This window comes from Pseudomonas sp. o96-267 (assembly GCF_003935465.1).
GTDB classification, from domain to species: domain Bacteria; phylum Pseudomonadota; class Gammaproteobacteria; order Pseudomonadales; family Pseudomonadaceae; genus Aquipseudomonas; species Aquipseudomonas sediminis.
Genome location: NZ_RHQP01000012.1, coordinates 85,545 through 102,737 on the forward strand (window position 1 = coordinate 85,545; position 17,193 = coordinate 102,737).

The window sequence follows — 17,193 nt, forward strand, 5'->3', positions numbered from 1 at the left end:
GCGCGCATGCTATCACTTGGCCGTGAGGGCGACCACGTCGAAGCGCAGCGCGCCGATCATCTGCCCGGCTTCGGTGACGACCCGCACCTGCCAGCGGCCTTCGGGCGAAGCGGGGAAGTTGAGTTTGTGCGTCCAGGCGCGATAGCCCTCCTTGCGCCCGCCGTTGATGTCCAACGCAATGCGGTCGACTTCCTGACCGTTGTGCTGCCAAACGTGGTAGATGCGCTCGTTGAGGCCGCGTGGAGCATTGATCGAGGTGTAGGCGTAGAGCCCGTCATTGAGCAATTGCTCAGGGCTGATCTGCTGCAGGCTCTCGCCTGGCGTGCGCTGCTCGCCATCGAAGTGATCGCTGATCGCTACCTCGGTCAGCCACAGCGTTGCCGGCGGCACCCAGACTCGCGCCATCCAGCCGGCGCTGGCCATCGCCAGAGGCAGGGCAGCCAGCAACACAATGCGCCGCCAACCAGCGAAACCGATCAAGCCGGGCAGACTTGGTAGTGCCAGTACCGTGGCAACCGCCAGGGCGATCCGGTAGCTCTGCGGTGTGCTGAGGTGAAAGATGATCGGCAGCGCGGTAAGCAGCACCGCGAACAGCGCCAGGCTGTGAAGGATCAACAGCAGCCAGCGCCGCGGCGCCAGCCAGCGGTAATAGATCGGGTCGGTGATCGAGGCCAGTGCGGCGACCGCCAGCAGGCCACTGAACAATAACTGCCCGCTGTTCCAAGTGGTGGTGATGAAGAAGAACGGCAGGACGAAGAACAGGCTTTCCTGGTGGATCATCTGCGTGCCGTAGCGCAGCAGCGGCAATGGCAGTTCGAAGCCGAAGCGCCGGGCAATGCGTTCGCGCAGCAGGTTCTCGAGAATCAGCCAGACCCAACTGACCAGCAATACCACGCCGAGCACCTTGGCCAGATGCGCCTGGCGGTCGACCAGGAGGAAACTGGCCACGCCCGAGCAGAAGCCGAACAGGGCGACCAGGCCTGGGTAACGGCGCAGCAGGGCGATCAGCGTGGGGATGCGGTCGAGTACGACTTTCATGGCAGTAGCAAATGGCAGTATTGGGCGCGCATCCTAGGTAGCCCGAGCCTCGGCTGCAAGCGAGTCGTCAGCTGCGCTGGCGGTGCCGGGCTGCTTGCGGCACTATTGCGCCCCCGTTTCACCACCGAGTCCGAAAACGATGAAATTCATCCATCAACGTGAGCATCTGGAAGAGGGCGATCTGGTGGTCATCCAGTGTTCGCAACCTTGCAACATCCGCCTGATGAACGATGCCAACTTTCGCGCCTTCAGAAACCGTGGTCGTCACAGTTATCACGGCGGTGCGTTCATCAAGTTCCCGGCGAAGATCCGCGTGCCCTCCGGCGGTTTCTGGAACATCACGCTGGATACCGTCAGCCGTCGTGCGGTGAGCGTGACGCGCAAACCGCAGATGGAATACAGCATCAAGATCGTTCGTCGCCCGGGCGCCTGATTCCGATGCGAACCTCATGTCAGGCGAGACGCTGAAGAAAAAGACTAAACGCGGCCACGCCGGAAGAGGTCAGAGCTGATGAACCCACAAGAAGGAGAGTCAGCATGCTGAAGTTTCTCGGAGGCACCGTCGGTATCATTTTCATCATCGGCCTGATCGTGGTGGTGGGGTTGCTCTCACTGATCTTCTAGGCAGTTATCAGCCCCGCTGCGCGCAGCGGGGCTGATCGCATTCAGAGCCGCTTGTGCAGGTTGCCCTGGTGCTGTTCGCAGGTCATGAAGCCCTTGCTGTCGACCCGGCCGTTGACGTCGAAATCCACATAATAGGGCTGCTCCAGGCCATCGACATTCAGCACATAGTTGTTGCAGGTGCCGCCTGTGACGCTGTTGCGCACGTCCGAAGAGGGTGGCCCGCCGAGGGTGCGCACCTGCTCCTGAGTCATGCCGTGGTCGACCTGCTTGACCAGTGGCTCATTGCGAAAGGTCACGTAATCGGCTGGGTTCTCGATAGTCGAGCAACCGCTCATCACGGCTGCCACTGCCAGTACTGCAAGGCTGTGCTTGTACATGTCATCGCTCCGTCGAACGAGCCGAAGTGGCTCGGTAAGTCTTGGAGCATTGATCAGGCTTGGGAGTTCGTGTTTTTTGACAATCGGCACGAGTCGACTCGCGTTCGCTGCCGTATGAATGAAAAGAGCCCGCGATTGCGGGCTCTTTTGCGTCAGTCGTCGTAGCCCAGGTTGGGCATCAACCAGCGTTCGCTGACGCTGATGTCCTGCGCCTTGCGCTCGCTGTAGCTTTCGATCTGATCCTTATCGACCTTGCCGACAGCGAAGTACTGCGCCTCGGGGTGGGCGAAGTACCAGCCGCTGACTGCTGCTGCCGGGAACATCGCGTAGTGCTCGGTGAGGAACACGCCGCTGCGGCCTGCCTTGTTGTAGTCCGCCTCGGGATCGAGCAGTTTGAACAGCGTGCCTTTCTCGGTGTGGTCCGGGCAGGCCGGGTAGCCAGGCGCAGGGCGGATGCCCTTGTAGGCTTCCTTGATCAACTCGTCATTGCTCAGGTGCTCGTCCGGCTGATAGCCCCAGTGCTCTTTACGCACGCGCTCGTGCAGCCATTCAGCGCAGGCTTCGGCCAGACGGTCGGCCAGGGCCTTGACCATGATTGCGTTGTAGTCGTCGCCCTTGGCCTCGTAGGCCTTGGCGACTTCCTCGGCGCCGATGCCGGCGGTGGTGATAAAGCCGCCCACGTAGTCAGTCACGCCGCTGCTTTTCGGTGCAACGAAGTCGGCCAGGGACAGGTTCGGCTTGCCGTCCGGCTTGATGGTCTGCTGGCGCAGGTGGTGCAGGGTGGCGAGTTGCTCGCCGTTGTCCCCGTACACCTCGATATCGTCGTCACGCACCTGGTTGGCAGGCCAGAAGCCAAGCACCGCGCGGGCCTTGATCAGCTTCTCGTCGATCAGTTTCTTCAGCAGTTCCTGGGCATCGGCAAACAAGGTGGTGGCTGCTTCGCCGACTACTTCGTCGGTGAGGATGCGCGGGTATTTGCCGGCCAGGTCCCAGGAGATGAAGAACGGCGTCCAGTCGATGTACTCGGCCAGTACGTTGAGGTCGATATCGTCGAGCACCTTGATACCGGTGAAGCTCGGTTTCGGTGCGCTATAACCGCTCCAGTCGAACGTCGGCTTGTTGGCGACGGCGTTGTCGTAGCTCAAGCGCGCGGTGCGGGTCGCGCGGGCGGCGGTGCGCTCACGTACCACTACGTACTCGTCGCGGGTCTTCTGCACGAAATCGGCCTTTAGCTCCTTGGACAGCAACTGGGTGGCCACGCCCACAGCGCGCGAGGCGTCGGTGACATAGACCACCGCGTCGTTGCTGTATTGAGGGTCGATCTTCACCGCGGTGTGGGCCTTGGAGGTGGTCGCGCCGCCGATCATCAATGGCAGGGTGAAACCCTGGCGTTGCATTTCCTTGGCGACGTGGACCATTTCGTCCAGCGACGGGGTGATCAGGCCGGACAGGCCGATGATGTCGCATTTTTCGGCGATGGCGGTCTGCAGGATTTTTTCCGCCGGCACCATCACGCCGAGGTCGACGATGTCGTAGCCGTTACAGCCCAGCACCACGCCAACAATGTTCTTGCCGATGTCGTGCACGTCGCCTTTCACGGTGGCCATCAGGATCTTGCCCTTGGCTTCCGGCTTGTCGCCTTTTTCGGCTTCGATGAACGGGATCAGGTGCGCAACTGCTTGCTTCATCACCCGCGCAGATTTGACTACCTGGGGCAGGAACATCTTGCCCGAGCCGAACAGGTCGCCGACCACGTTCATGCCGCTCATCAGCGGGCCTTCGATAACCTCGATGGGCCGCGCGCACTGCTGGCGGCACTCCTCGGTGTCTTCGACGATAAAGGCGGTGATGCCTTTTACCAGCGCGTGCTCCAGGCGCTTGTCGACTGGCAGCGAGCGCCACTCTTCGTTCTCGACTTCCTTGGTCGCGCCGCCGCCACGGTAATTGTCGGCGATGGCCAGCAGGGCGTCGGTACCGCCTGGCGTGCGGTTGAGCACCACATCCTCGACGCGGTCGCGCAGCTCCTTGGGAATCTCGTCGTAGATTTCCAACTGGCCGGCGTTGACGATGCCCATGGTCAGGCCGTTCTGGATGGCGTAGTAGAGGAACACCGAGTGGATCGCCTCGCGCACCGGGTTGTTGCCACGGAACGAGAACGACACGTTGGACACGCCGCCCGAGCTCAAGGCGTAGGGCAGGTTGTCGCGAATGAAGGCGCAGGCTTCGATGAAGTCCACGGCGTAGTTGTTATGTTCCTCGATGCCGGTGGCCACGGCGAAGATGTTCGGGTCGAAGATGATGTCTTCCGGCGGGAAGCCTACTTCGTTGACCAGAATGTCGTAGCTGCGCTGGCAGATTTCCTTCTTGCGCGCGGCGGTGTCGGCCTGGCCGACTTCGTCGAAGGCCATCACCACCACGGCGGCGCCGTAGCGCTTGCACAGCTTGGCGTGGTGCTTGAACTGCTCGACGCCTTCCTTCATGGAAATCGAGTTGACGATGCCCTTGCCCTGAATGCACTTCAGGCCCGCCTCGATCACTTCCCACTTGGAGGAGTCGATCATGATCGGCACGCGGGAGATGTCCGGCTCGCCGGCGATCAGGTTCAGGAAGCGAACCATGGCCGCCTTGGAGTCGAGCATGCCCTCGTCCATGTTGATGTCGATCACCTGGGCGCCGGCTTCCACCTGCTGCAGGGCGACCTCCAGCGCTTCGGTGTAGTTTTCCTCGCGGATCAGGCGGGCGAACTTGGCCGAGCCGGTGATGTTGGTGCGTTCGCCGACGTTGACGAACAGCGACTTGCGGTCGATGGTGAACGGCTCGAGGCCCGACAGACGGCAGGCCTTGGGAATCTCTGGAATGGCGCGGGGCTGGTACTTGGCCACTGCTTCGGCAATCGCCTGGATATGCGCCGGGGTGGTGCCGCAGCAACCGCCGATGATGTTGAGAAAGCCGCTGGCGGCGAACTCTTCGACCACCGCGGCCATTTCTGCCGGGCTCTCGTCGTATTCACCGAAAGCGTTGGGCAGGCCGGCGTTGGGGTGGGCGGACACATGGGTGTCGGCCTTGTTCGACAACTCTTCCAGGTACGGGCGCAGATCTTTGGCGCCAAGGGCGCAGTTCAGGCCGACGGAGATAGGGTTGGCGTGGCGCACCGAGTTCCAGAACGCCTCCGTGGTCTGGCCAGAAAGGGTGCGGCCGGAGGCATCGGTGATGGTGCCGGAAATCATGATCGGCAACTCGACTGCGTCTTCATCGAACACCTGCTGCACGGCGAAGATCGCTGCCTTGGCGTTGAGGGTGTCGAAGATGGTTTCGATCAGGATCAGGTCGGCGCCACCAGCGATCAGACCACGAGTGGCCTCGGTGTAGTTTTCCACCAGTTCATCGAAGGTGACGTTGCGGTAGCCAGGGTCGTTGACGTCTGGTGAGATCGAGCAGGTACGGCTGGTCGGGCCCAGGACGCCGGCGACGAAGCGTGGGCGATCCGGAGTTTCCAGGGTCTTGGCGTCGGCCACTTCACGGGCCACGCGGGCACCGGCCAGGTTCAGCTCATAGGCCAACGACTCCATGCCGTAATCGGCCTGCGACACCTGGGTGGCGTTGAAGGTATTGGTTTCCAGAATGTCGGCGCCGGCATCCAGATAAGCCTTCTCGATGGCGGCAATGATCTGCGGCTGACTGAGCAGCAGCAGGTCGTTGTTGCCTTTGACGTCGCTCGGCCAGTCGGCAAAGCGCTCGCCACGGTAGTCGGCCTCTTCCAGCTTGTAGCTCTGGATCATGGTGCCCATGCCGCCGTCGAGGATCAGGATGCGCTCCTTCAGGGCTTGCTGGAGGGCTTGGAGGCGGGCGCTGCGATCGGACATGAGAACTACCTGAGCAAAGCGGAAACAAAGGTGCGCGATGATAGCAAAGCTGCAGGGTTTTGGAGCGTCAGCGGGCTTTCCATGAATTTCATTCATGTTGCTAGGCCCGCCGTCTCGTTAGAATTGCCAGCATTGCAATCAAGGACGTGGCCATGCTCAAGCCCGCTGCTCTGTTTTTCCTTTCTTTCGCAGCCGGCCTGGCCCGCGCGGAAGCGATTTCCTATATCGACGATGTTCAGCCGATCCTCACCCACAAGTGCGTAGCCTGCCATACCTGCTACGACGCGCCCTGCCAGCTCAATCTCGGCAGTGCTGAAGGCATCCTGCGCGGTGCCAGCAAACAGCCGGTCTACGATGGCACGCGCAGCCAGGCGCAAGCGACTACCCGACTTTATCTGGACGCACAGGGCGAGGCGGCCTGGCGTAAGCGCGACTTTCATTCGGTGCTCGATGACGAGAACAGCCAGGCCGCGCTGATCAAGCGCATGCTGGAGCTGGGCCGCAGTCAGCCATTGGAGCCCAATGGCAAGCTCCCAGACACGCTCGATATCGCCATCACCCGCAGCAACAGCTGCCCATTGCCGGGTGAGTTCGCGGCTTATGCGCAGAAGAATCCCCATGGCGGTATGCCGTTCGCTGTGACGGGCCTGGACGATGCTGAATACGCCACCCTTGAACAGTGGCTGGCGCAGGGTGCACCGGTCGCCGAGCAGCCCCTGAAACCCAGCGCCACCGAGTTGCGCCAGGTCGAGCAGTGGGAGAACTTCCTCAACGCTCCCGGAGCGCGAGAGGATCTGGTTTCGCGCTGGTTGTACGAGCACCTGTTCCTTGCCCACCTGCATTTCGAGGGCGGTGAGCCGGGGCATTTCTTCCAGATGGTGCGTTCGCGTACCCCCAGCGGCAAGCCTATCGACCCCATCGCCACGCGCCGTCCCAATGATGATCCGGGCACCGAGTTCTATTACCGCCTATGGCCGATCCAGGGTGTGATCGTGCACAAGACGCACATCACCTATCCGCTGGGCGACGCCAAGCTGGCGCGGGTGAAGGAGATGTTCTTCGGTGAGGACTGGACGCTGGATGCTGTCCCCGGTTATGGCGCACAACGCCGTGCCAACCCCTTCGAAACCTTCGCCGCGATTCCGGCGCGCGCGCGCTATCAGTTCATGCTGGATAACGCCGAGTACTTCGTGCGCACCTTCATCCGTGGTCCGGTGTGCCGCGGGCAGATCGCCACTGACGTGATTCGCGACAACTTCTGGGCCGTGTTCCAGGCGCCGGAGCACGATCTCTACATCACCGATGCCGAGTACCAGCGCGAGGCCACGCCGCTATTGGCCATGCCGGGTCAGTTCGATGATGTCGGCGATCTGCTGGGCCTGTGGCGCGACTACCGCAACAAGCGCAATGATTACGAGGACCTGCGCAAGGATGCCTACGCCGACGCGCCTGCTGCCGATTGGGCGCATATCTGGAGCGGCAACGACAACGCGTTGCTGTCGATCTTCCGTCAACACGACAGCGCTTCGGTACGCAAAGGCCTGCTCGGCGAGATTCCGCAAACCCTCTGGTGGCTGGACTATCCGCTGCTCGAGCGCACCTACTACCAGTTGGTGGTCAATTTCGACGTGTTCGGCAACGTCTCGCACCAGGCGCAGACACGGTTGTATTTCGATCTGATCCGCAATGGCGCCGAGGTCAACTTCCTGCGCTTGCTGCCGGCGCGCTCGCGTGAGGCTTATCTGGACGATTGGTATCAGAACAGCGGCAAGTTGAAGATGCTGCTGGACTACACCTCGGGCGACCATCGTTCGCCGAGCGCCATTGGCCTGAGCAGCAACGATCCGAAAAAGCAGTTCGCCGAGCAGCTCCTGCAGCGTTACGCCAAGCTCAATGCACGCCCTGACCCAATCAACCGCTGCACGGGCGCGCATTGTTATCGCGACGGTTTGCCCAAGGAGCTGCAAGATGTCGAGCAGACGTTGGCGCGCCTGGCCAGTCGCCCAGCCGGTGGTTTGCGGGTGATCGATCAACTGCCGGAAGCGACCATGCTGCGGGTGGAACTGAGCGACGGCTCGCGCGAGATCTACAGCCTGCTGCGCAACCGTTCGCACAGCAACGTGGCGTTCATGCTGGGAGAAGAACTGCGCTATCAACCACGGCTGGACACCCTGACCATCTACCCGGAAGTGCTCAGCAGCTACCCGAATTTCCTTTTCACGGTCAAAGCGAGTGAAGTGGATGCCTTCGTCAAACAGATGGAAGGTGTCAGCGACGCAAAATCCTTCGAGCGTATCGTCGAGCGCTGGGGTGTGCGGCGCAGCCATCCGGAGTTCTGGCGCTATTTCCATGACCTGGCCGAGCACATCCGCGAAACCCAGCCGTTGGAGGCCGGGGTGCTGGACATGAATCGCTACCAGAACTTCTAGCCGCGCCCCGAAAACCAGGCGCCGCAGGGATTAATGTCTCTGCGGCGCTGCTTAGGGCCCGCCCGTCGATCCCGGTTAGGTGCCATCGACCTTTCGCCTACCGCTGCGGTCGGACGCTGAGGCTGCCTGATTCCAGGCCGCTCGGTTTCGATCTTGGCGACAGGGGGAATAGCGGTTCCATGCTGGTTTCAGTACAGGCTTTACGGGCGCTGGCAGCCTGGGTTGTGGTTTTTCATCATGTCATGCAGGTGTTCTTCGATTTTCAGGCCGACAGCTTCGTCGGTCGTCTGTTTGCCGAGCGGGGCGCCGTTGGTGTCGACATCTTCTTCGTCATCAGTGGCCTGGTGATCTATCTCTCCACTCAAGGCAAGCGCATCACGCCCTGGCGCTTCATGCTCAATCGCGTACTGCGTATCGTCCCGGCCTATTGGATCTACTCGCTGATGGCAGCGCTGATCATCGCCTTTGCCAACCCGGTGATGCCGGTGCAGGAATTCGACCTGCATTATCTGCTGCTCTCGCTGTTCTTCATTCCCGCCGAGAACCCGGGTGGGTTCGGTCTCTATCCCACGCTCAATGTCGGCTGGACGCTGAATTACGAGATGTTCTTCTACCTGCTGTTCGCCCTGACTTTCATCTTCACCGAGCGTTTGCGCCTGGTGTTCATCGTCCTCAGTCTGGCGGTGTTCGGCCTGCTGGCCACGCAGCCATGGATGAGCGACTTCTACCGCAACAGCATCGTCTATGAGTTCGTCTTCGGCATGGGACTGGGCGTGATCTACACGCGTGGCTGGATTCGTCAGGGCTTCTGGTTGCCACTGTTGGTCATCGCCGCATCGCTGCTGACCATCTACCACTTCGACAACTCCATGCGCCTGCTGCACTGGGGCGTGCCGAGTGCGCTGATCGTAGCTGCCTGCATTGCGATGGAACCCTGTTTCCGGGGCAATCGCCTGCTCAGTCATATGGGCGATTGCTCCTATTCGGTGTATCTGCTGCACGTGATCGTGCTGTCGCTGGGTTGGTACCTGCAGGCCCGTCTGGGGCTTGCCCCGGCCCTGGTCATCGCTGCCTGCATACCGGTGATCGCGCTGGCCGCCTGGGGCAGCTACGAATTGATCGAAAAGCGCTTTTTCGTGCGCGCAAAGCTCTGGATAGGGCAGCGAACCGACTCGGGAACGCTGCAGTCGTTATCCTGAGTAAATTAGTAGGACTATATTCAGGCCGTCACTTGGCGTACAATTCGCCGCATGACCGTGAGGAGTTGCCATGAGCGCCATCATCATTACTCAAGCTGCTGAAGACTACCTGGCCGAGCTGCTGAGCAAGCAGGACACACCGGGTATTGGCATCCGCGTTTTCATCACCCAGCCAGGTACGCCTTATGCGGAAACCTGCATTGCCTACTGCAAACCGGGTGAGCAAAAACCTGAAGACACCGCCGTTGGCCTGGCCAGCTTCACCGCCTGGATCGATGGCGTCAGCGAGCCTTTCCTGGATGACGCTGTCGTCGACTACGCCACTGATCGTATGGGCGGCCAGCTGACCATCAAGGCACCGAACGCCAAGGTGCCGATGGTCAACGAAGACAGCCCGCTGAACGAGCGCATCAATTACTACCTGCAGACCGAGATCAATCCCGGTCTGGCCAGCCACGGCGGTCAGGTGACACTGATCGACGTGGTCGAAGAGGGCATCGCTGTCCTGCAGTTCGGTGGCGGCTGCCAGGGTTGTGGCCAAGCCGACTACACCCTCAAGGAAGGCATCGAGAAAACCCTGCTCGAGCGCATTCCAGAGCTCAAGGGTGTGCGTGACGTGACTGACCACAGCAATCGCGAGAACGCCTACTACTGACAGGCGCAGTGCACAGGAAAACGGGGCGACCAGGTCGCCCCGTTTTCATTTCAGGCTTTGAGCACGCGTTTGCTGGACGCGGGGAAGCGTTCGAGCTTCTCGGCCGGGCGAATGGGGCGCTTCACCAATTCGCCGCTGCAGTTCGGGCAGCGTAGCGCCAGCACGGACTCGGCGCAGGACCGGCAGAAGGTGCACTCAAAGGAGCAGATCAAGGCGTCGCTACTGGCTGCAGGCAGGTCACAGTCGCAGTTCTCGCAATTAGGGCGCAGTTCAAGCATGGCGCTAGGCTCGGTTCAGTGGGGATCGCAGTAGTCTGCAGTCGCCGCAGGCCAGGCGCAACGGGCACATCCAGGGGCGCGCAAGGCGCCCCGACAGGATTTACTCCGGCATGCTCCAAGGAGCCAGGTCGAAACCCTGGCTGCTCAGCTCATCGCGTGAACGCTGCAGCGCGTCTTCCAGTTGTTGCGGGTCGCTGTAAGTGGCGCTGGAAAGCTGGCGGCCGAGCAGGCGGGTGTTGGTGCGGTCGATAACGCTGATGCTGACGACGCCGGTGCCGTCCTGCGGAGCCCAGGCTACGCACTGGAACGGGCGGAAGGCACGATCGGCAATCAGCAGGGCTTCGTTGAAACGCAGCGGTGTGTTCATGGGGTCGGTTTCTCCGAGTTGATCCCAACAATTAATTGCGGCCAACAGGTTATTGGTGTTGGCCTTTCAATAGTGTTGATGAACTCAGTAGATCCATAAGTCACACATGGCTGAAAAAAGTTTTATTACTGGCGCAGTGTGCCTTCATGAAAACTTCTGGCGTCTCGCCGGCAACAACTTTCTACCGCGAAAGTTCCACCTCTGTTTCCTGCAGGGTCGGCTGTGGCGCAACGCTAGCGGGGGCTGGAGCGTTTCGCTGATGGCGATAGGCACTTACTGCCTCATATACCGACTTGCGCAAACGGTTTATGCCACCGATAGGACGATGTTCGGGAAGTGCATGCCAGGGGTTGAAGGACAAATTGTCGCAGAACAGGTTTTGTTCCCGGCTATCGAAGTCCTGAGGCTGCACGGTAATACGGGCAACGCTTTCGAAGGGCGATATCTTTTCGCTCCACTCGACACTCGGATCTTCGATAGGCATGTAGTACTGCGCGTTCTGTTTTTGTACCTGCAGTTCAAAGCACGCCGGCGCGCGGTCCAGTGACAGTTGCTGGTAAAGCGCATTGCGCAGGAAGTTGGGGAGGGCGTTGTTTTGTTCCGGCAACTCATAGGGCGGGCAATTCTGCGGTGCCGGTACCACGCGGTATTTGATGTTCGACTCGCCGAGCTTGAACGGTGCAATGGAGTTGTAGGTGGTGGCCACGGGGCTTTCTGGTGCCGGAGCCAGCGTTTTCAGGGCGATGACCAGATGACGCACCTCCCAGGTGCGCGGGTCCAAGCTGGGGAAGAAGGCCTGGACCTTCTTGCCATCTGCCTGAGCAGCGAAATTGGTGCGGTACTCGGCCACGTCGCGAACGAAGAAAGCCGGATGGTTGAACATCACGAAGTCCTGCTCGCCAGCATGCGCAGGGCTCTTCATGAGTTTCTCGCCCGGTACGTCTAGCAGCTTGATGGCCATGCCGCGTGCATCACGGGCGCGGTCTAACTGCGGGTAAGCGTTGCCGTTGGACAGGCGCATCCAGGCTTGCCAGGTATGCCCGGGTTCGCTGAAGACGCCATGGCGTAGTGACTCATCCAGCGTATCCAGCACCTGTACCTCGGCTTTCACGCAGCCATGGGCCTTGGCGTGGGCGTCACGCAGTACGCGGGTGTTATCGCGGTGTTGCTCGACGATACGTACAGCGTCTTCGATGATAAGCCTGGTGAGCGCAGCCTCATCCGGCTCGATCTGTTCTTGCGTAGAGACCGGGCCGGAGAATTTCCAGGCGTAATAGGCTTCGCCCAGGCCCCAGCCAACCAGACCTACGAGGGCGACGGTGAGCAGCAGTTTGCCGAGCAGGCGACCGAGCCAGAGCCAGAAGCGTTTCAACATCGTTGCAATCCTTGTTCTAGATATCGGTTGAAATCAGCCTTCGCAGTTCGGGCCGGGCGTCCAGGCTCGTACCGGCACGTCAGTGAGCTGAGTTTCCAGCTCGGCGTTACCCAGCACTTTCAGGAATTCGATCAGTGCCAGGCGTTCGTCCGGCGATAGAGCACGGCCGATGACGCCTTCCTGGCGGCAACCATCGCGGAACTCATGACCGCCATTGCCGTTGCCGGTCACACGGGTATCGAGCAGGAAACCGCCTGGGAACTTGTCGCTGCGATAACCCACGCGTTCCGGATCGAATTCGAAGTTACCGACCCAGAACTGGGCCTGCCGCTCGTATACGGGGGAGAGCAACTCGAACAGGTTGGGCACCGAACCGTTGTGCAGGAAGGGCGGTGTAGCCCAGATGCCGTCGAGAGGGCGGGCCTTGTAGCCGCGCTTTTCCTGAACGCCGATGGGCAGGCCATAACCGTCCATTTCCTTGCGCTGGCGCGGGCCTATGCCGGCGTCCTGATAGGCGCGGTTCTCCACGTAGGCGGTGATGTAGGCCAGGCCCTTGGCGCTGGAGATACTCTTGAAATCGACCTCATCGAGGCTGGCACCGTACAGACGCACGTCCAGCTTGGATAGCTCTGCTTTGGTCCAGCCCAGGCGACTGATGTCGAAACGGTGGTCAGCGATGTTGTCGGCGGTGGTTGGGTCGGTGCCGACGATGCTGATCGGTACCACGCGCATCTTCCACTCGGGATCGCGCGACGGCGCCAGGCGCTGATCACGCGGCTTGGGATCGGGGGCATGGCAATAGGCGCAATTCTCGGTGTAGAGCGCTTTGCCACGGCTTGCCAGGGGCAGGTCCACCTTGCCGAATACGGCTTCTGGCCACTTGGGTGGCTGCAGTTGTTTCAGGGTTTCCTCGAGGGTGTAGAGGTCATGCAAGCGCACGCTGGAGGCGTAGCGATCAGCCTCGGCGACGCCTTTGCCATGTTCGTCGAGCAGATACAGGCTGGCGCCGACGCCAAGGGCTTCACCAACGTTGCGCGCCATCGGCTGCATGGCCGAGCCATTCCATTGCACCCAGTCGAATTTCCAGATGTCCCAGAGTTGCGGGTAGCTGACCGGGGCATTGGCGACGCGGTAGTTGGCGTCATCGAGAACATCGCCGAATACGGTATTGGCGATACGACCGAATGCATCGGTACGGCCAAAGCCTTCTTCTGTCGGATACAGGCCGCGGTGCCAGTCGTTGAAGGCAGTCGCCAGCAGCCGGTCGAGCACTTGCTTGAAATCCTCGCGCAGTTGGTCGCGACCTTGCGGGTACTGATCGCCCAGTACCTCCTGGGCAAAGCGACGGAATTTCAGCGGGTTGTAATAGGTGAAGGCCATGCTCATGCCCAGCGCCTGGCCGAAGCCGCCACCGCGCAGGGTCGGTACGGTAGAGGCGAGGGAGTGCAGGGCGGCACCGCCATCGATACGCACGGCCTGGCCTTTGTAGCGCAGTTCGCCGGTATGGCAGGCGGCGCAACTGATATCGAGAAAATGCTCGCCGCTTTCGCTGTCCTGATGCCGGGTAAAACCAACCGGCAGATTGGCCGGGTTCAGAGCGCTTGGCTGCTGTTTGGGGTCAGTAAGAAAGCCGAAGCGGGCCAGATAATCGAGGCGGGCGAATTTCTCGGTGCCGAACGGCATCTCCAGCGCGCTGATCCAGTCATAGCGCAGGCCTTTTACCGTCGTGCCCTGCGGCGTGTAGTAATAAGTCTGACGCTGCTCTTCGCTCCACTGGTCCAGGTAGTGCAAGTCGCTGGGCTGCTGATAGGTGGGAAGGTTGGGGTTGGCGATGTAATACAGCACCACCGCCAGACCGATCAGTGCCAGCAATATGACGAGTTTCAAGGTGCGACGGAGCAGACGCATCAGAGACTTCCTTGTAGCGTTCTTATTAATCGGCCTGTTATGCCAACACTGCAGGCTGTTGGCAAGATGCCATCGCGGTGATTATGAAAACTCTGCAATAACCAGCAGGAACGACGCATATAGCGAAATGATCCATTAAGCGTCAAAGTTCTTGCTAGCTTTACGTTTGCGAGCGCCAAATTATTGTTTTTATTGGGGTTACAAAATAATGGCGCCAAGGAAGGAGTATGTTGGAGGCTGTTTCCGTCGCACCCCGGCAACTACTGGTGCTCGATCCATTCGAGGCGTGTGAAGCGCTATTTCAGCCATTGCAGGCTGCTGGCTGGAGCGTGCAGCGCTGCACGCCACAAACACTCAACGGCCATACAGGTGATGCACTCCTGCTTTACCTCGATCAGCAGCCCAGTCATGCGCTGCTCAAGCAACTGCAACTGACTGGGCTTGGTTGCATCGTGCTGATGGATGCCGAGCGAGTGCAGCAGATCAATAGCGAAGAGTTGGTCGGCGAATGGTGCTTCGCCGCGCTGACATTGCCGGTGGAATTGCCCCGGTTACTGGAAACCTTGCAACTGGCGCAGACAGGTACCCGCTTGTGCAGATTGAAAAGCGCACGACAGGCGCCACAGTTTCTCGGCAACTGTGCTGCAGCGCGCAGCCTACGCCGACAGTTGGATCGCCTCAGCCGTATCGATGGCCCGTTGTTTATCAGTGGGGAGCGCGGTAGTGGCAAGCATCTGCTGGCGCGCTTGCTCCACCAGCGTTCATCTTTTGCTGCGCAGGCCATGCGCGCTATCGATTGCACCGAGTCTCTCGAAACCGAGTCTCTCGCCGCTTCGAGCTTCACCAACGTGCTGCTCGAAAACGCATCTCGGCTCTCTGCGGTCGACCAGCAAAAGTTGTTGGACTACCTGCAGTGCCATCCTCGAGCACATCTACTGACCCTGGACCGAGGCGAGCTGGTACAGGCCCTGCAGCAGGGGCGCTTCAGACCGGATCTGTTTCATCAATTAGCGGCGCAGCAACTGCAAACGCCGAATCTACGCGAACATCCTGGTGATTTGGTGCTACTGGCCGAGCACTTTGCCAAACAACACGGGGCGGTGATCGGACGGCATCATCGGCATTTCAGCGAGGAAGCGATGGATGCCATGATCAGCCATCCTTGGCCAGGCAATGTGCGTGAGTTGCGCAATCACGTGGTACGCGCCCTGGTGTTGGCTCAAGGTCAGCAGATTCTTGCAGCCGATCTTGGTTTGCGCCCGGCACAAGCGAGCATCGATGCTCCGGTGACGCTGGAGGACTACATACGACGGGCCGAACGCCAGGCGCTCAACGACGTGCTGGGCCACTATGCCAACAACATGAGCCAGGCCGCGCGCACGCTAGGAATTTCGCGGCCAACCTTCTATCGCTTGTTGCACAAGCATCGCCTGCGCTGAGGGTCATGGCTGTAACGCTTGAGAAACACTGCTAAGGTGCTCGGCAACCCCATCGCAAGGAGATCGTCATGCACCCGTTCGAGGCCGAGAAACCGCCGCAACTGGCCGGATTACTGGGGTATGCCGGGCTGGTACCATTCGTTGGTGGTGCATTGGGGATCTGGGTGATTCCCCTGGGCTGGCGGCCTTTCGTGCTGGACGCGCTGCTGGATTTTGCTGCGGTGATTCTGGCCTTCATGGGCGCCATTCACTGGGGTTTGGCGATGCGTGCGGAGGAAACCGATGAAAAGGCCAAGCTGCAACTGGGGCTGTCGGTAATTCCGCCCTTGCTGGGCTGGGCCGCATTGGCTGGTGGACTGCCGATTGGCTTGTCCCTGCCGATTTTCCTTTTTGCCTTTATCGGCCTGTACCTGGCAGACATGCACGCAGTACGCGTAGGGCTGGCGCCGCAATGGTATCCGGCCCTGCGTACGCCGTTGACCCTGGTGGTCTGCCTGAGCCTGCTAGTGGCCTGGGCCAGCGTGTTGATTCGCTGAGCCGAGCAGCGTCGCGACCTGCTTCAGCGCAGCCTGGCGCCTCTCGTCCCAGCCACCTGAAAGTTCGCAGAAACGCTGCCCGTTACCCTGCAGCCAGCCCCGGCAAGCCTGATGAAAAGCCTGGCGCTCTGCCAACTGTGGCTGGCAACGCTGGCCATCTTCAACCCAGGGCACGCCAGCGGGGTCGAGCAACAGATGCTGGTCGTAGTGACGCGCCAGCAACTCGGCCTCCAACCAGTGCGGACAATCGCCGAACAGGAATTGGCTCCAGAGCATGTTGCTCAGCAGGTGCGTGTCGAGAATCAGCAGCGGCGGCCTGGTTGCTCGTGCAGCATCCTCCCAGGCCAACTGGCCGCGCGCGATCTCGGCGATGTCGGCGTAGCAAGTATCGCGCTGTTGTTCGTCGATGAAGTGGCGCACGTACTCGCCCACCACCACGCCACCGAAGCGCGCCTGTATTTGCGCTGCCAGCCAGCTCTTGCCGCTGGACTCGGGGCCGGTCAGCACCAGGACTTTCATGACGCGTGCTGCAACGCCGGATCGCGGCGCCAGGTGAGCCAGCCATTTATGGCCAGGGCGGTGAAGGCCGCGTAGAGACCTGCAGTCAGGTACAGCTCGCTATAAAGGAAGAAGGCCACGTAGCAGATATCGACCATTACCCAGAGCGCCCAGCATTGCAGGCGTTTCTGCGCCATCCACAGCTGCGCGACCAGGCTGAAGGCGGTCAGTGCCGAATCCAGCCAGGGCGAGCTGGCATCGGTGTAAGTGGCCATAAGGTAGCCGAGCAACCCGGCACCGAGCGCGCCGATCAGCAATCCAGTCAGAACGGCGACCACACCCAGGCGGCTGACCTTGCGTCCATCGTGGCGGTCACCGCCACGGGTCCACTGCCACCAACCGTAGAGCTGCAGCGCGGCGAACAACAGTTGCAAGAGCAAGTTGGAATACAGCCGCCAGTCGTAGAACAGCCAGGCGTAGAGCAGCACCATGATCAAGCCGATTGGCCAGCACCAGGGGTTCTGTCTGACCGTCAGCCAGACAGCGACGATGCCGAGCCCGGCAGCAACGAGTTCGAGCCAGGACATCTGGCGCCCTCAAATCAGGA

General features: G+C 60.7%; 15 protein-coding genes. 6 read left to right on the top strand and 9 right to left on the bottom strand.

Going from position 1 to position 17,193, the window contains the following annotated elements; genetic code table 11:
- Positions 1–12: 12 nt before the first annotated feature.
- A complete protein-coding gene (locus tag EGJ86_RS10610; RefSeq protein ID WP_125835081.1) occupies positions 13–1,038 on the bottom strand; it encodes a DUF5924 family protein in 1,026 nt (341 codons plus the stop codon).
- A 139-nt stretch (positions 1,039–1,177) separates the two neighbouring features.
- Between EGJ86_RS10610 and EGJ86_RS10615 the strand changes: the two genes are divergently transcribed.
- A complete protein-coding gene (locus EGJ86_RS10615; RefSeq protein ID WP_074914993.1) occupies positions 1,178–1,471 on the top strand; it encodes a DUF1883 domain-containing protein in 294 nt (97 codons plus the stop codon).
- Positions 1,472–1,703: 232 nt separating this feature from the next.
- Here EGJ86_RS10615 and osmE read toward each other — a convergent pair whose 3' ends face one another.
- Together osmE and metH are read right to left on the bottom strand one after the other, a co-directional pair.
- Entirely contained in the window at positions 1,704–2,039 is a 336-nt protein-coding gene (gene osmE, locus EGJ86_RS10620; RefSeq protein ID WP_125835082.1) for an osmotically-inducible lipoprotein OsmE, read from the bottom strand.
- 152 nt (positions 2,040–2,191) lie between these two features.
- Positions 2,192–5,902 (bottom strand): methionine synthase, encoded by a 3,711-nt coding sequence (gene metH / locus EGJ86_RS10625; protein ID WP_125835083.1) that lies wholly within the window; start codon positions 5,900–5,902, stop codon positions 2,192–2,194.
- Positions 5,903–6,054: 152 nt separating this feature from the next.
- On the opposite strand from metH, the gene EGJ86_RS10630 reads away from it, so the two are divergent.
- From EGJ86_RS10630 to nfuA, 3 genes are all read left to right on the top strand, one after another.
- Positions 6,055–8,331: a fatty acid cis/trans isomerase gene (locus tag EGJ86_RS10630; RefSeq protein WP_125835084.1), complete on the top strand. Its 2,277-nt coding sequence runs from the start codon at positions 6,055–6,057 to the stop codon at positions 8,329–8,331.
- Positions 8,332–8,510: 179 nt separating this feature from the next.
- Complete coding sequence (locus EGJ86_RS10635; protein ID WP_125835085.1) at positions 8,511–9,530, top strand: acyltransferase; 1,020 nt, start codon at positions 8,511–8,513, stop codon at positions 9,528–9,530.
- 70 nt (positions 9,531–9,600) lie between these two features.
- Positions 9,601–10,185, top strand: coding sequence for a Fe-S biogenesis protein NfuA (gene nfuA, locus EGJ86_RS10640; protein WP_099524064.1), 585 nt, complete (start codon positions 9,601–9,603; stop codon positions 10,183–10,185).
- A 50-nt stretch (positions 10,186–10,235) separates the two neighbouring features.
- On the opposite strand, the gene EGJ86_RS10645 is transcribed toward nfuA, so the two are convergent.
- From EGJ86_RS10645 to EGJ86_RS10660, 4 genes are all read right to left on the bottom strand, one after another.
- Positions 10,236–10,463, bottom strand: coding sequence for a DUF1272 domain-containing protein (locus tag EGJ86_RS10645; protein WP_099524066.1), 228 nt, complete (start codon positions 10,461–10,463; stop codon positions 10,236–10,238).
- A gap of 100 nt (positions 10,464–10,563) precedes the next feature.
- The gene (locus EGJ86_RS10650; RefSeq protein ID WP_099524068.1) at positions 10,564–10,830 is read right to left on the bottom strand and encodes a hypothetical protein; all 267 of its coding nucleotides are present in this window, start codon (positions 10,828–10,830) and stop codon (positions 10,564–10,566) included.
- A gap of 181 nt (positions 10,831–11,011) precedes the next feature.
- The gene (locus tag EGJ86_RS10655; RefSeq protein WP_125835086.1) at positions 11,012–12,205 is read right to left on the bottom strand and encodes a catalase family protein; all 1,194 of its coding nucleotides are present in this window, start codon (positions 12,203–12,205) and stop codon (positions 11,012–11,014) included.
- Between the two features lie 33 nt (positions 12,206–12,238).
- On the bottom strand, positions 12,239–14,113 hold the full coding sequence (locus EGJ86_RS10660; RefSeq protein WP_125835087.1) for a di-heme-cytochrome C peroxidase: 1,875 nt from the start codon (positions 14,111–14,113) through the stop codon (positions 12,239–12,241).
- Between the two features lie 227 nt (positions 14,114–14,340).
- Here EGJ86_RS10660 and EGJ86_RS10665 point away from each other — a divergent pair, with 227 nt between their 5' ends.
- Positions 14,341–15,552 carry a sigma-54 dependent transcriptional regulator gene (locus EGJ86_RS10665; protein WP_177432818.1) on the top strand — a complete coding sequence of 404 codons (1,212 nt, stop codon included), beginning with the start codon at positions 14,341–14,343 and terminating at the stop codon, positions 15,550–15,552.
- Positions 15,553–15,620: 68 nt separating this feature from the next.
- Positions 15,621–16,088 carry a DUF3429 domain-containing protein gene (locus EGJ86_RS10670; protein ID WP_099524076.1) on the top strand — a complete coding sequence of 156 codons (468 nt, stop codon included), beginning with the start codon at positions 15,621–15,623 and terminating at the stop codon, positions 16,086–16,088.
- Here the strand turns inward: EGJ86_RS10670 and EGJ86_RS10675 are convergent.
- Together EGJ86_RS10675 and pnuC are read right to left on the bottom strand one after the other, a co-directional pair.
- Positions 16,056–16,607, bottom strand: coding sequence for an AAA family ATPase (locus EGJ86_RS10675; protein WP_125835088.1), 552 nt, complete (start codon positions 16,605–16,607; stop codon positions 16,056–16,058). The genes EGJ86_RS10670 and EGJ86_RS10675 overlap by 33 nt on opposite strands.
- Positions 16,604–17,173, bottom strand: a complete 570-nt coding sequence (gene pnuC / locus EGJ86_RS10680) for a nicotinamide riboside transporter PnuC (protein ID WP_125835089.1) — start codon at positions 17,171–17,173, stop codon at positions 16,604–16,606. The genes EGJ86_RS10675 and pnuC overlap by 4 nt, the downstream gene beginning before the upstream one ends.
- Positions 17,174–17,193: the final 20 nt, after the last annotated feature.

Bases quoted from the DNA above. Each gene is read 5' to 3' on its own strand.
- EGJ86_RS10610 (WP_125835081.1), bottom strand. From the start codon at position 1,038: ATGAAAGTCGTACTCGACCGCATCCCCACGCTGATCGCCCTGCTGCGC.
- EGJ86_RS10615 (WP_074914993.1), top strand. From the start codon at position 1,178: ATGAAATTCATCCATCAACGTGAGCATCTGGAAGAGGGCGATCTGGTG.
- osmE (WP_125835082.1), bottom strand. From the start codon at position 2,039: ATGTACAAGCACAGCCTTGCAGTACTGGCAGTGGCAGCCGTGATGAGC.
- metH (WP_125835083.1), bottom strand. From the start codon at position 5,902: ATGTCCGATCGCAGCGCCCGCCTCCAAGCCCTCCAGCAAGCCCTGAAG.
- EGJ86_RS10630 (WP_125835084.1), top strand. From the start codon at position 6,055: ATGCTCAAGCCCGCTGCTCTGTTTTTCCTTTCTTTCGCAGCCGGCCTG.
- EGJ86_RS10635 (WP_125835085.1), top strand. From the start codon at position 8,511: ATGCTGGTTTCAGTACAGGCTTTACGGGCGCTGGCAGCCTGGGTTGTG.
- nfuA (WP_099524064.1), top strand. From the start codon at position 9,601: ATGAGCGCCATCATCATTACTCAAGCTGCTGAAGACTACCTGGCCGAG.
- EGJ86_RS10645 (WP_099524066.1), bottom strand. From the start codon at position 10,463: ATGCTTGAACTGCGCCCTAATTGCGAGAACTGCGACTGTGACCTGCCT.
- EGJ86_RS10650 (WP_099524068.1), bottom strand. From the start codon at position 10,830: ATGAACACACCGCTGCGTTTCAACGAAGCCCTGCTGATTGCCGATCGT.
- EGJ86_RS10655 (WP_125835086.1), bottom strand. From the start codon at position 12,205: ATGTTGAAACGCTTCTGGCTCTGGCTCGGTCGCCTGCTCGGCAAACTG.
- EGJ86_RS10660 (WP_125835087.1), bottom strand. From the start codon at position 14,113: ATGCGTCTGCTCCGTCGCACCTTGAAACTCGTCATATTGCTGGCACTG.
- EGJ86_RS10665 (WP_177432818.1), top strand. From the start codon at position 14,341: ATGTTGGAGGCTGTTTCCGTCGCACCCCGGCAACTACTGGTGCTCGAT.
- EGJ86_RS10670 (WP_099524076.1), top strand. From the start codon at position 15,621: ATGCACCCGTTCGAGGCCGAGAAACCGCCGCAACTGGCCGGATTACTG.
- EGJ86_RS10675 (WP_125835088.1), bottom strand. From the start codon at position 16,607: ATGAAAGTCCTGGTGCTGACCGGCCCCGAGTCCAGCGGCAAGAGCTGG.
- pnuC (WP_125835089.1), bottom strand. From the start codon at position 17,173: ATGTCCTGGCTCGAACTCGTTGCTGCCGGGCTCGGCATCGTCGCTGTC.